This is a genomic window from Pseudomonas sp. COR18 (genome assembly GCF_048568395.1).
Taxonomy (GTDB): domain Bacteria; phylum Pseudomonadota; class Gammaproteobacteria; order Pseudomonadales; family Pseudomonadaceae; genus Aquipseudomonas; species Aquipseudomonas fuscovaginae_B.
Window position 1 is genome coordinate 1,588,599 of sequence record NZ_CP183808.1, and the last position, 14,042, is coordinate 1,602,640.

A 14,042-nucleotide genomic window follows, 5' to 3' on the forward strand; every position below is an offset into this window, starting at 1 on the left:
CAGGCCCGGTAGGTGAGCCTGGGGTGGACGACACCGACCGCTAGCGAATCAATACCGTCCACAGGGCAAACCCGGCATACCAGAGCACCGCCGCCCGCAGCAGCAATTCCCACAGGCTGTCCAGGCTGGAAACGCCATCCGGGCCCTCCGCCGAGGTCGGTACTTCCCCGGCGACCCGTCCGACCTTCTCGATCAGTTGCCGGGCGCTGATGTCCCAGTTGAGCAGTTCGTGCAACATGATCCGGCTGACCGCCACGAAGTTGCCGACCAGCGCCAGGCTCGCCGCCAGCAGGCGCACCGGCAGCCAGTCGAAGGCATGGCGCAGCAGGGTGGCACGTTCGGCCAGCGCCGGGTTCTGGCTGTGCTCCGCCGCCAGGGCCAGCAGGCGATAGCTCAGGGCAGCGACCGGCCCGAGCAGGAAGTACCAGAAGATCACCGCGAAGAAGCTCTGGTAGGCCTGCCACAGCAGATAGCCCTGGACCTTCTCCAGCAACTCTTCGCCGTTTTCGGCACAGGTAAGGTTCATGTCGCGGCGGGCCACATGCACACCGGCCTGCAGGTCGCCGCGCCGCCAGGCATCGCGGAACGGTCCCAGCGCCGCCAGCAGGTCACCACGACCCAGGCTGTAGACCACCACCAGCAGATGGACCGGCAGCGCCAGCAGACCATAGGCCACCGGCTGCAGCACCATCAGCAGCAGGCCGAGCAGGACCACCGGCAACAGCACCAGCAGGCTGAGGATCACCCAGGGTCGTTTCGCCCAGCGCGGGCTGGACTCGAGCCGGGCCAGTTCGGCCAGCCAGGCACCGTCACGCTGGACACGCTGGCGCAAGGCCGAGAACTTCTCGATCCACACCGCCAGCAGCAGCACCAGAAAACTCATTGCGACTCTCCTTTTTCCAGCAGGGCGGCGCGAAAACGCCCCCAGTCAAAGCCTTCGCCCGGATCGGTCTTGCGCCCCGGGGCAATGTCGCTGTGGCCGCAGATCCGTTGCGGCGTGATGGCCGGGTACGTCGCCATGAGCTGGCGAGTCAGGGCAATCAGCGAATGGTACTGCGCCTCGGTGAAAGGCAGATCATCGGTGCCCTCCAGCTCGATGCCCAGGGAAAAATCATTGCAGGTCTCGCGCCCCTCGAAACTCGACACGCCGGCATGCCAGGCCCGTTCCAGACAGGAGACAAACTGCGTGACCTTGCCGTCACGTTCAATCAGAAAATGCGCAGACACCCGTAGGTGGGCGATACCGTCGAAGTAAGGGTGTTCCGTAATATCCAGGCGATTCTGAAAGAACTCCTGCACCTTGCCGGTACCGAACTGCCCCGGCGGCAGGCTGATGTTGTGGATCACCAACAGGGAAACCTCCCCTTCGGGACGCTCATTGAAGTTGGGCGACGGGCAGTGAACGACTGCCTGGCACCAACCCGTGGCGGGATCCAGCTGCATACAGATTCCTTCGAGGATGAAAGCGACCGCCTCAGTATGCCGTGAGAGCGGCCTTGATGGGCAGCGCCCGCGCAGAAAAACCTCAGCGCGTCTTCAGCCGCCGCAGATTGCCGATGACCGAGGCCAGGGCCCGGTCGAACAGCAGCGTGTCGTCCAGCAGGCGGACCGCACCGCGGCGGAACTCGACGGCCAGCCCCCGGGCCGTACGCTCCAGCACCTTCATGCCGGTACGGTTGACGAAAATGTACTTGCCGGTCGGCTCGACGATCGCCGCCAGCTTGCAACGCTGGCCATTCTCTTCGTCTTCGCGGAACTCGACCCAGTTGCCGATGCGCAATTGCCGCACCCACAGCAGGCCGGCATCGTCTTCCGGCAGCTCCATCGTACGCTCTTCACGATGACCGCCATCGGCGGCACTGAGGACGATTTCCTCGAGCACCTCGACCATCGCCGGTTGCTCCGCCTCGTTCCTGGCCGGCTCGACGCTCTGCCTGGCCAGGCGCTGGAAAACCTGGACATGCAGGCTCTCCAGCTGGCTGAAGAATTCGCTGGTGGCGAACGGATCGAACGCCGCACTGGCCAGGCCGTCCCGCAGCGCCTTGAGCAGGCCGGGCACCAGATCCAGCAGGCGTAGCCGCGCATCGGCCACCCCTTGCGGATCGGCGCTCCAGATCAGTTCATCCATGGTCTGCAGGCCGGCCCGCCACTCGACGGACTGCTCGCCGTGCTTGAGCCAGACCAGCAACAGCACCTTGCTCCAGGCTTCCTGCAGCAGGCGCACCACGACTTCGGGCAGGGTCTTGCCCAACAGTCGCTCGTTCAATACTTCCTGGACCCGTTGGCGCGCCAGTTCGGCCTTGGCCCGGCCCTCCTCGGCATCACGGGTGCGCTGCTCGAGCAGTTCGCTGCGGCGGCGCTCGTCACTGGTGAAGGCGAGGAAGTCGGTCAGCAGCTCGGCGAAGATCGCCGGATCGTCGACGAAGTCGTTCAACAGCCGCTGCACGATCTGCTCGATGCGCAGGTACAGGGCATCACGCTGGTAGTCGTCGCGGGCGCCCCAGCCCAGGGATGCCGAGGCGATTTCATTCAGCAGGCGGCGCGCCGGATGACTGCCGCGGCTGAAAAAGCTCTTGTCCAGCACCGCCACCTTCAGCATCGGGATCTGCAGGCGGCCGATCAGCGCCTTGAGGCAGTCCGGCAGGTTGCGGTCATCGAGGATGAATTCGAAGAGCATCGCGATCAGGTTGATCACGTCCTCGTCCATCCCGCCGACCACCCGCGACTTGCCGCTTTTGACGCTGACCCGGGTCAGCAGTTGCTCCAGCTGGTTGCGCAGGTCGAAGTCATCCGTCGCGGCCTGGGCCGGCACGTACTGCTGCAGATGCGAAAGCAGCCGCAACAGGTCGCGGGTGGAAATCGGCTGGATCTCGGACCCCGCATCCAGTTTGGGCGCGACACTGCCGCGCACATGCTGCAACAGGTCCTGCAGGGCCGAGAACACTTCCTGGACGCTGGCGTCGAGGGACGAGGTACCCGGGCGGGCCGACTCGGCCTCGGCGTCGCGGGCCCGCGCATTCGCCGCCGTACGATCGGAGGCGCGCCGGGCCGGGGCGGCCTTGAGTTCGGGCAACACACCGGTGGCGATCAGCAGTTGGTTGGCGTCGGCATACAGGTGATCGGTGTCGCTGAGGACATATTTCTCGAACAGCTTGAGGATGATCAGCTTGACCTTGATCTCCACCCCCAGGTCGCGCCCGGCCTCGAGGAAATACTCGCAGAGCATCGCCGGCCCCATGGGGTTGCTCTGGTCGTCGAGACGCCGGGTGATCAGTACGTTCAGGCGCGCGGTCAACTGTCCGAGGGCCAGGCCGTCCCGACTGAGGACCTTGGCGACCATCGCATCCAGTGCAACGGTTTTCTCCAGTTCGTCATTCGGCACCAGCGCCAGCTTGTCGTAGGACATCGGCGCGGCCAGGGCCACCTCGTGGACGTCGTACTGGCCAAGGGCGGCGAAAGCGTCGGCAAAACGCTCGTGAAAGCCGCGCTCGATGTGCTTGCGCTTGAGCCGCAGGTCGCGCATGGCTTCGAAGAAGGTGTTCTGGTCAACGTTGTTCAGGGCCTTGTCGGCCATTTCGAACAGCGTGTCGTCGGCATTGTCGAACAGCGCCTGCAAGCCCTGCCGGAGTTGCTGGGCCGCCTTGTCGCGCACCTGGAGCAGAACCACGGGCAAACGGGCGAGCGGCGACGGCGTCGCTCGTTCGTCGGTGGCCTTGTGCAAAGGCACTACCTTCCCGTCGTTGTGCATCCAAGCCTCCCTCTGCGGTTCTTTGATCCAGCGTAAACAATCGTTGGGTACGCGGTCGCGGCGCTATCGCCGGCGACCCGCTCCGACACCAGCCCAAGACCACTGTCGGCTATCGATAATCGGGGAATCACAGAGACGTCAAAGCTATGACGTCAATTACAAGTCATATTATCTTGCAAAAGATGTCACTTTTGCCAGCGAACTCTGCAACTCGTTTTTCACCCTGTCGCTGTGTAGACCGCCGGAGACGTAAAAACGCTCACGCAAAACGACAAAATGTCGGTTCAACGGGCGGCGTTCGATGGGCGCGCCTTGGGTTGGCCGGCGCCTGGGCCCTATAATCGGGAGACTTTGTTTGTGGAGCCCGTTATGCCGAATCTACGTCTCGCCGACCTGACCGCCGAAATCGAAGCCAACGTGCGCCGTGCGTTGCTCGAAGACATCGGCAGCGGCGACATCACCGCGCAACTGATCCCCGCCGAACGGCTGGCCAAGGCCACCATCATCACCCGTGACGAGGCGACCATCGCCGGCACCGCCTGGGTCGATGCCGTGTTTCGCCAGCTCGACCCGCGGGTCGCGGTGCATTGGCAGGTACGCGACGGCGAGCGGGTCAAGCCGAACCAGGCACTGTTCCACCTCGAAGGGCCGGCGCGCTCGCTGCTCAGCGGTGAACGCAGCGCACTGAACTTCCTGCAGATGCTCTCGGGCGTCGCCAGCCATGCGCGCTACTACGCCGACCTGGTGGCCGACACTTCGGTGAAACTGCTCGACACCCGCAAGACCCTGCCCGGCCTGCGCCTGGCGCAGAAGTACGCGGTGACCTGCGGCGGCTGCCACAACCACCGCATCGGCCTCTACGATGCGTTCCTGATCAAGGAAAACCACATTGCCGCCTGTGGTGGCATCGCCCAGGCCATCAGCGCGGCGCACAAGATCGCTCCGGGCAAGCCGGTGGAGGTCGAGGTGGAGAGCCTGGACGAACTGAAGGAAGCCCTGGCGGCCGGTGCCGATATCATCATGCTCGACGAACTGAGCCTGGACGACATGCGCGAGGCCGTGCGCCTGAACGCCGGCAAGGCCAAGCTGGAGGCCAGCGGCGGCATCAACGAAAGCACCCTGCGGCCGATCGCCGAGACCGGCGTGGACTACATCTCGATCGGCGCGATGACCAAGGATGTGAAGGCGGTGGACCTATCGATGCGCTTGAGTCTCTGAGCCGATCCAGCCTTGGGAGCCGCCCATCCCTGTAGGAGCGCGGCTTGCCCGCGAATAGGGCCCCAAGCCTCGCCCGGGACCACAGGTACAGAACCCATCGGCCCTCAATGCAACTGAAAGTGCCGTGCCTCGTGCTCCAGCAGCCACTGCTTGGCCGCCAGCCCACCGCCAAAGCCGGTGAGCGTACCGTTGCTGCCGATCACCCGATGACAGGGCACGATCACCGGCACCGGATTGCGCCCATTGGCCGCGCCCACCGCCCGTGAGGCCCTGGGCCGGTTGATCTGCTGGCAGATCTGCCCATAGCTGGTGACGCCACCGTAGGGAATCGTCACTAACGCGTCCCACACCTCGCGCTGGAACTCGGTGCCGAGCATGTTGAGCTTGAGATCGAACGCCAGGCGCTCACCGGCGAAGTACTCCTCCAGTTGCCGGCGTACCGGCGCCAGCTTCTGCGGCGAATGCAGCCAGCCTTCCAGCGGCGTCTGCGGCCGGTAGTCCAGCTCGAAGCGCAGCTCGCGCAGCCCGTCGTCATCGGCAACCAGCATCATCGGCCCGATGGGTGAAGCAATCACGTCGTAGTAGATCCGGCTTGTGGTCATTTTTGGCTCCTGCGTATCAATTCCGACTCCACGGCCTGGCGCCACAGGTACATGACCGAATAGGCGCGCCAGGGGCGCCAGTCCTCGGCCAGGGCTTCCAGGGCCCGGGTACTCAGTGGCGGGCCGTCCGTCACCACTTCCCGGCGCAGGATCAGGTCCGCGGCGGGAAACGCATCCGGGTGGTGGAGCACCCGCATGGCAATGTAATGGGCCGTCCATTCACCGATCCCCGGCAAGGCGACCCAGCGCCTGACGAAATCCTCAAGGCGCTGCTCGGTGCGAAAATCCACCCGCCCCTCGAGCAGGGCCCGGGCGATGCCCTGGATGGTCGCGGTACGGGCGCGAATGACGCCGATCGCGCCCAGGTCGGCGTCTAACAATTGCTCCGGCGTCGGGAACAGCCGGTCCAGCCCAGGCGCCGGTGGTGCTTCAAGGACGCTGCCGAAACGGCTCAGCAGGCGCGCGGCCAACGTGCGTGCCGCCGCGACGCTGACCTGCTGCCCCAGGACCGCCCGCACCGACACCTCGAAACCCTCCCAGCCGCCAGGCAGGCGTTGCCCGGGGAAACGCTCGACCAACGGCGCCAGCACCGAACTGGCGCCCAGGGTGGCGGCAATCGCCTGCGGGTCGGCATCCAGGTCGAACATCCGCCGAATCCGCATCACCACCGGCAGCATCTGCGCCGGCGGTACGTTGAACAACTCCAGCTTCAAGGCATGCGCGTCACCGGCCCAGGGACTGACCTGCAACCAGCTGGGCGATTCGACGCTGCCGAATACCCGGCGATAACGGTCGCCCTCGACCACCTCGATACCCGGCAAGGCGCGGCCGGCGAGAAAGGCGAGCAGCGCCTGGAAGTCGTACGGCGGCCGATAGCCGAGGCGCAGGACCAGCGCGTTGCCGGCGGCGACTGGCGGCTTGCGTCGCAACTCCCGTGGTGCCACATGGTTGGCCTCGGCAAACGCCGAATTGAATCGACGCAGACTCTGGAAGCCCGAAGCCAACGCCACCTCGGTGATCGGCAGGGCGGTTTCGGTCAGCAGTTGCTTGGCGAACAGCAGACGCTGGGTCGCATGCACCGCCATCGGCGAAGCGCCGAGGTGCTGGACGAACAGCCGACGCAATTGCCGCGCACCGACGTCCAGGCGCGCGGCCAGTTCGTCGAGGGAATGCTCGGCGAGAAAGCCTTCGTTGATCAGCTTGAGCGCCCGCGCCACGCGGTGCTCGCCGTGCAGCCAGACGCTGTTGCCCGGCGCCAGCTCCGGCCGGCAGCGCAGGCAGGGCCTGAAGCCCAGGGCCTCGGCAGCCGCCGCGCTGGGATAGTACTGCACGTTCTCGACCTTGGGCGGTCGCGCCGGACAGACCGGCCGGCAATAGATCCGGGTACTGAGCACGGCGGTGAAAAACACCCCGTCGAACCGCGCATCGCGGCTCAGGCGAGCCTTCTCGCAGATATCGGCAGTGGGAAATGGCGCAGCGGTTGTCCTGTTCATGGGCGCAGGTTAGCACCGGGCATGGGGGCATACTCGCCATTTTCGGACAGCAATGAGCGCAGGTGTCGCAAAATATGCCGGGCAATAAAAAACCGGCCTGATGGCCGGTTTGGAGAGGCTGGAGACAGGAGTCGAAAGACTACCATTTCAACCAGCAAAATATGGCAAAAACAGGTAAAGCAATCGCGGCGTATCCCTAAACGTATCCCTAAAAGAAAATCCACCTTGAGATGTGCCGACTCACGCACTGAATTTCGGAAGCCTTGCTCCCCCTACCCGATCCACCGTTGATTCGCATCAAAATCGCGACTACCTTCGATGGCACTTTGATAACACCAGAAGGTACGCTGATGAACCGTAGGGAAGTAAGGGATTACCTTTTTAACGACGGTGATGGTTCGCACTCAATCTCAGCCCAGATAAACGCCGCATGCACTGAGGTGAGCCAGCTGCCGGAACGCAGGCTCTTGGAGACTGATGTCGAGGCTTTAGTCCAGTATTTTGTAGAAAAATACGACGTTGAGATTCCCACTCTCCTTCGAGATGAGATCGTTGCATCTCAGCATGAGCGGCAGGTGGAGGTCTGGGATCACTGGGATAGGCAGATGAGATCTGTTCCTGGTGAAGCGTACGACTTCGAGGTCCCTTTTCAAGGGGAAGCAGATATCTTTAAGCTGCGTCCCAGCTCGTTCGATTTCAATCCTCCTCGCGCCCAGGTTCGCAAGCAACATTTGGCCTTCACCATAGCCGATCGCTCGCTAACCCCTGAGACCATCAAGGCAGAACTCGATTCGACGCTTGCGTCCATTGAAAAATATTTAGAATCGCATCGCCGCCAGTGGTCTGGATTCAAGCAGCAAATCGAGAATGCCGTAAGAGCAGAGATAGACGCCCGCCGCACTAAGCTACTCGCCCAAAAGGAAAATGCTTCAAAGCTATCTGGGCTGGGCATTCGTTTGAAAGAAAAGGCTGGGGATGCACGCAGCTATATCCCGCCAACGGTCAAGCAAAAAGTCGTGCCACAGCTCCCGCCGATGACTCCAGCAACTCCACCCGAACCAACGCTTGATATGAAGCAGTATGAAACAATTCTTGGCCTGGTTCGTGGAGCTGGTCGGAGCATTGAGCAAAGCTCATCGCGAACGAGGAAGCTAGACGAAGAATCGCTCAGGGACCTATTCCTGGTACCACTTAATGCCCATTTCGGCACAGCGACAGGGGAGGCGTTCAACTATCAAGGTAAAACGGACGTCCTCATACGCCATGAAGAGGGCAACCTCTTTGTAGCTGAGTTCAAGATCTGGGGTGGAGATAAACGCTTTCTAGCAACCATTGACCAATTGCTCAGCTACTTAACATGGCGTGATACCAAGACGGCAATCGTCATGTTCAACCGAAATGCCGACTTCACAGCAGTGGTCCAGAAAATGCGGGACCTAGTGAAAAGTCATCCCCGCTATCTCAGCGGACCGGTCAGCTTGGATGAAACGAGCGACCGCTATGTATTTTCCCTCCCCCAAGACAGTGGTCGTAAAGTGACTATCTCCTTGCTCGCCTTTGACTTGGGTCGAGACTGATAGCCGGCCTCGACCGCGATCCTTACCAGCACCGTAAGGATCGCGCTTGATGTTCAAAAATTTGCACAATTCACTGGAGTTCACCGCGTTCACCGGTTCACTAAGCTGGGAGGACACTCGCTAACGAAGAGCCGCGGGTTTCCAGCCCCGTGTCACATCGTTTTCCACAGGGTCCCCCGGTAAAGCCTACTCGATAACCAGCACAAAGCCGTATCTCGCTGGAGGTGTCGCTAATGGCTGGGCGCGGGTTAGATTCGTAGCCGAACCTGAAGGGGTTTCAGGTGTATCAAGTGTTTCAAATTTTCTAACCATTTGATTTATATGTGTTTATGCAGGAAATAGCGCTATGAGCGCTAGGTGTAACAGCTGATCGTCGCGTGTAACGGTGTTACGGAGCCATTCTGGGTATTAACACACAAGCAGTGTGTTAAAAGCCGGCTTTACCCCCATCTTGAATGGTCAAGCTAACAGATCACGAGAGCGCTTTTACGACCTTTTATGGTTGCCCTGGGAATGTGAGCAGGCCGGTAAATGCCAACACTGTGTTGCCATTTTCACGTGACCGTCAATAGGATGGCGTGATGCCACGGCGTCTACTCTCGCGGTTCCGCCCCCAAGGGAGTAGCTCGAGGCTTTTCCAGGAACGGAGTTTGAGCATGGCATCAGATGCTTCCATCACATCATGACTAGCTACTGTGCCTCAGGCTTGAATGCACAATATGATGCACAACCCCCGGCGCCGATGATAAGAGTCGCACCAGCACATGGATCCTAAGAAATGACCGAAACTGCAATCACGGCCCCAGCCAGCCATGTTCCTCCATTTACCTCAGTTCGGACTGCAGCGCAGGCGTTGCCTTTTAGTGAGCTACGCTGGGAGAACTTTGAAAAGCTATGTTATCGATTGGCGGGAAAACAAGCTGATATCGAATCTCATAGCCTATATGGAAGGGCAGGACAAGCGCAGCAAGGCATAGACATTTTTGCTCGAAAGCGCAACGGCAGATATGACTCCTGGCAAGCGAAATGCTACGCAAAGTACACCCAGAGAGATGTAAAAAAAGCCTGTACGACGTTCCTAGCCGGTGGCTGGGCGGCAAGGACTGATATCTTCTACATCGCCGTGCAATGTCCAGTGGATGACATCGGGCTACAGAACGCGATTGAAGAGCAAGCCAAAGTGTTTCGCGCTCGGGGAATAACCCTTAGGGTGCTTGGTGGCCATGATTTGAGCGTCGTGTTGCGAAATCATCCAGACATTGTGCTGGAGTTTTTTGGACGTGAGTGCGCGAAGGCATTTTTTGGTGACACGGTAAGCCACGAGTTACTGTTGCGGCTTGACGGTAGCGAGCTACATAAAATTAGGACGCAACTTCATCGCGTCTATCAAGGCGGCTTCGAACTGCTGGACCGGATTCCAGTGAATGCTCCGACGCCTTTCTCCGATCGGCCCCAAGCTCTGATTTCACTACTTGACCGCTTCTCAGCACCTGACGTTCTGCTGAAGGAAACCGTCGTGAGCCAGGCGGCACCTAACCAAGGTGAGGCATCGACTGCTCTCATGTCCGAACCACAGCGACCTGACGCACATTCGCCGCTGAAAAAAGAAGAAAGCCGTCAGGCGGAAAATTACCGTCGCACTCCCATTTTGCATTGGTTGGCAGAATCCGATCAAATTGCTGTCGTCGGGCATGCCGGTAGTGGAAAAAGTACTGTGCTGCGGTGCCTAGCGCTTGATCTGCTTGGTGAGCAGGGGCGATTTACTGAAGTTGCGAAACGTTGGGGTCGGAATTTACCACTATTCATTTCCTTCGCCAAATGGGTGCGTCTTAGTGAAGCAAACACCGGAACTGTCGGTATCAAAGAATTAATCCGCGCGACTTGGCAGCCTCAGTTAACCGGTGATCTCGTCGCATTAATTGATCAGGCTATTGATGAATCACGCGTAGTGCTTCTTATCGATGGGCTAGACGAATGGGCCAACGAGCAGGCAGCACGCACAACCTTGCTTGCAATGCTAACAATTGTGTCCGCTCACAACATTCCAGCGGTCGTCAGCGCCCGACCGGGGGGCTTTCAAAAATCGGGGGGATTCCAGACAGCTGGGCAGTGGGGCTACTGGCGCCGCTTTCTAAGACACAGCAAAGGGAAATCGCCACGACGTGGTTCTCGCGAAACGTGGGTTCCAGCAACGATCAATCTTCCAACCAAGAGTCAATCACTTGGCAAACTCAGCGATTCTTTAAAGAACTTGATAAAGGGCGTGGGTTGGCCACGCTCGCGGAGACGCCGCTGTTATTGCTGGGATTGATAGCGTTGGCCGTTCGGCAACTGGTATTGCCAATCAACAAGGTACAGGCGTTGAGCCAGTTGACTGATCTGCTGTTGGAGGTTCATCCGTCTAGCCGAGCCACTGCGGCAGGGGACGTCAGTCCGCGATTTTCCTCTGCGGCACCAATCGACATCCGTAGGGAGGCGCTCGCAGCGCTTGCGTTTGAAATTCGAATGGAGGGGGGAGACGCGGGATATCCTCTTCAACTGGCTCGAAAGTGCATAAAAAAATTTCTAACTGACCCCGAGGGATATTGCTACACGGCTCGCGAGGCTTCTGAAGTCGCCAACGAGATCCTTGCGGTTAACGCAGAGACCATGGGCCTGCTGGTTGAAAAAGGGCGCGAGGAGGTAGGTTTTGTGCATGCTAGCCTGGAGGAGTATTTGGCATCCGTCCACATACACGGCTGGCCAATTGAAACGATCTTGAGTTTTGTGCGAGCGAATGCAAGCAGCTTCCGTTGGAGAAGCGTGTTCAGCGATTTGATTGCGCGGAACACCAGACGGTCTGAAGCCGAGAAAATCGTACAGGTTATTGATGAACCTGAGGCTGACGTGATCGGCGCATTGCAACGACGCTTGCTTCTTGCCGATGTCGTGTTTGGAGGGGCCGAGATCAATCGACCTAGTGCTAATAGGCTAGCTGAACGCAGCCTGGATATCATTGGAGGGGCCGGGTGGAGTGGCGAACGAAGTGCCCACCTTGCCGCTGCGCTAGGGGGAATTTACAACCCGACGCTCAGAGAAAAAACTTCGGAAAGTATCAACCGCTGGGGAATACGGACAGTGGAGTACTTGCAAGAATTCTATTCCGAATTAGCAAGTTGGGAGCGGTCAGAACACCAGCTAAGTTTGTTGAAACATGGAATTAAGGATGATAATCCGGCCAATTCTCGAGCCGCTGCTCAAGCTTTGGCTGTCGTCTACAAAGGTGACATTGAGGTAGAACACTGGCTGATGGGGTTGCTTCGTAGTGACTCCGATTTGGCAGTAGTGGCGCGATCTCTGGAGGCTCTAACTCTCGGTTGGTCCGAAAATCCGATGTTGAATGATTTGTTGACTACAGCCGCTGCTGCTACTGACAAGGCGCTTAAGTTGAGCGCTATTTGGTGCAAGGTTCAATTACAGCTACACCAGGATAGTGATCTATCAGCGCTACTTTCACTGTGCACCTGGCCCGACGGAGTAAGTTACTTACATCATGCACAGGCTGGAGAAAGTTTAGTACAGGGTTGGCTGGATAATCCTAAGATAATTGAAATTTGCCTAGGCACATTAAAAGGAAGTATCAGACGCCACGATGAGATTGAGAAGGAAATCGCCCAACACTATCTTCTGAGCTGTAGTGCTGATAATGAGCAGATATGTGCATGGATCGCTCATGAATTGCAGTCAGACCATCCATTTGTCTTGCGAATGGGGCGAAATTGGGCCCCGCTTTTGAAATTTTCGGAAATGAATAGCGAGGTTCGAGAGCAGCTAGTGCTCGCGGCTATTTCTAAGAAAATAGAGCATCAAGAGTATGTAGCGAGGCCGGTGTACAACTGTATTCAAGATCCAAGAATTACACAGCACTTAATAGACAGGGCGAAAAACGCCGAGAACTTTTCGGTCTTCTGGGCGCTGGCACCTTTGGTTGAAGGATGGGCAGCTGAACTTCCTGAAGTTCGCGAACTGATGCAAGAGGTGCTTCTATGGCCAGATGAGCGAAAAACTCATCTAATTGGCTTATACCCCAAAATTCTTAGTCGCGAGGCGTGCATTGATGAATTATTAAAAATTCTCAACAGTGGTATTAAGGTAAGGTTTGACACAGTAATGGCTGCTTTCAGCCAGTTGGACATTTCCGACCATAGAGAAATTATAGATATTTTAGTGAGCAGAGTGTTGCCCGAGCCAGACCACTTGTTTTCAGGTTCGGGCCAATTGATCACGCTCTTCCCTCAAGAAGTCAGGGTTAAAGCGTTTGCACTGGAAAGGCTTAACGGGCGTAACCCTCCCATTGGTCTGCTAGCTTCAGCCTATCGTGACGATTCGGTCGTTCAGCGAATTATCGCTCAAAGGGTTGGCTCTCTCTCAGCTGTCATGCGATTGCAAATCATTGATGCTGCTTCCAGCGAATTCGACCGAAACGGTACTGCCAAGGAAATCCTGGAGAAGTATGACCATGAAGTAGACGGCCTTCTCAAAACACACGCTGCTATAAAAAACTATCAAGCACTGCTCTCCATCGATACAGACCGGAAGTCAGTCATCGATCGCCTGCTTATAGACGCAACGGCGGTTGGACACGATCATGATGCTCGGCGAGCGGCTGCGTTCGCCGGTTTGGTCGTGTATGGGGCAACGGAACAATTTTACCCCCTTGAGTGGGGTAAAAAGCCACTAGATATTTCGCTGGGACAATACTCTAATGAGTCACCAGCGCTGGTTAGATTAGTGGCTGAGCACTGGGGCGATTTAGAAAAGAGCTTCGGCGGACAATTCATATCTAGACTAGGACATCTTACCTCCGAATCGCACTTCTGGGAACTTGTAGCCCCATATGTGTCCGTTAATTCAGATTTGCGGCAGCGCTTTCTCGATTACTGCTCAAGCACCAAAGAGTGTCTTCGGGTCCCTTTATTGCAGGCGCTAGCCAAGGAGATCCCCAAAAGCGATCTGTTACTACGGCACTGTTTGACTGGGACTAGTATTCTCAAACAAAGTGCGGATAGCTCTTGGCATAGGATACAGAGCTATTTTGAATCTTCCTATATATTGCGACAGCAGTTTTCCGACAACGATGAGGTACTAACTAGATTGCAGTCCACGGTTTGCGAAAACGACTTTCAATTCGGCGTTGCAGCATTGGCCATTTATGATCCGTACAATTCCAACCTAGACAAAATAGTATCAGACCTAGCGGATGATAAACACGACCATGTAAGTTTTGTAAGCTCCATAATTGTCGGAATTGAAAGGCTTCAAGGCGCAAAGCTAGAGACACTGGCTAGAGCAATGATCAATCGACCAAACCATTCACTATGGGATTTCCAGGATAGAATCAATTACGCCATTAAGTCCAGAATTA

8 protein-coding genes are annotated in these 14,042 nt (G+C 57.9%); 3 read left to right on the top strand and 5 right to left on the bottom strand.

The window, feature by feature from the left end; translation table 11 throughout:
- Positions 1-40: 40 nt before the first annotated feature.
- The 3 genes from ampE to ACM62G_RS07370 form a co-directional block, all read right to left on the bottom strand.
- Positions 41-883, bottom strand: a complete 843-nt coding sequence (gene ampE / locus ACM62G_RS07360) for a regulatory signaling modulator protein AmpE (protein WP_273824759.1) — start codon at positions 881-883, stop codon at positions 41-43.
- The gene (ampD, locus tag ACM62G_RS07365) at positions 880-1,443 is read right to left on the bottom strand and encodes a 1,6-anhydro-N-acetylmuramyl-L-alanine amidase AmpD (RefSeq protein ID WP_054058029.1); all 564 of its coding nucleotides are present in this window, start codon (positions 1,441-1,443) and stop codon (positions 880-882) included. Before ampD ends, ampE begins: the two co-directional genes overlap by 4 nt.
- A gap of 82 nt (positions 1,444-1,525) precedes the next feature.
- Positions 1,526-3,748: a DUF1631 domain-containing protein gene (locus tag ACM62G_RS07370; RefSeq protein ID WP_419736943.1), complete on the bottom strand. Its 2,223-nt coding sequence runs from the start codon at positions 3,746-3,748 to the stop codon at positions 1,526-1,528.
- Between the two features lie 369 nt (positions 3,749-4,117).
- Between ACM62G_RS07370 and nadC the strand changes: the two genes are divergently transcribed.
- Entirely contained in the window at positions 4,118-4,966 is an 849-nt protein-coding gene (gene nadC / locus ACM62G_RS07375) for a carboxylating nicotinate-nucleotide diphosphorylase (RefSeq protein WP_054058027.1), read from the top strand.
- 104 nt (positions 4,967-5,070) lie between these two features.
- On the opposite strand, the gene ACM62G_RS07380 is transcribed toward nadC, so the two are convergent.
- Together ACM62G_RS07380 and ACM62G_RS07385 are read right to left on the bottom strand one after the other, a co-directional pair.
- Positions 5,071-5,568, bottom strand: a complete 498-nt coding sequence (locus ACM62G_RS07380; protein WP_054058026.1) for a methylated-DNA--[protein]-cysteine S-methyltransferase — start codon at positions 5,566-5,568, stop codon at positions 5,071-5,073.
- The gene (locus ACM62G_RS07385; RefSeq protein WP_419736944.1) at positions 5,565-7,061 is read right to left on the bottom strand and encodes an AlkA N-terminal domain-containing protein; all 1,497 of its coding nucleotides are present in this window, start codon (positions 7,059-7,061) and stop codon (positions 5,565-5,567) included. The genes ACM62G_RS07380 and ACM62G_RS07385 overlap by 4 nt, the downstream gene beginning before the upstream one ends.
- 287 nt (positions 7,062-7,348) lie before the next feature.
- Here ACM62G_RS07385 and ACM62G_RS07390 point away from each other — a divergent pair, with 287 nt between their 5' ends.
- Together ACM62G_RS07390 and ACM62G_RS07395 are read left to right on the top strand one after the other, a co-directional pair.
- Positions 7,349-8,638: a hypothetical protein gene (locus ACM62G_RS07390; protein ID WP_367237398.1), complete on the top strand. Its 1,290-nt coding sequence runs from the start codon at positions 7,349-7,351 to the stop codon at positions 8,636-8,638.
- Between the two features lie 778 nt (positions 8,639-9,416).
- A complete protein-coding gene (locus ACM62G_RS07395; protein ID WP_419736945.1) occupies positions 9,417-10,949 on the top strand; it encodes an NACHT domain-containing protein in 1,533 nt (510 codons plus the stop codon).
- The last annotated feature ends 3,093 nt before the right edge of the window (positions 10,950-14,042 follow it).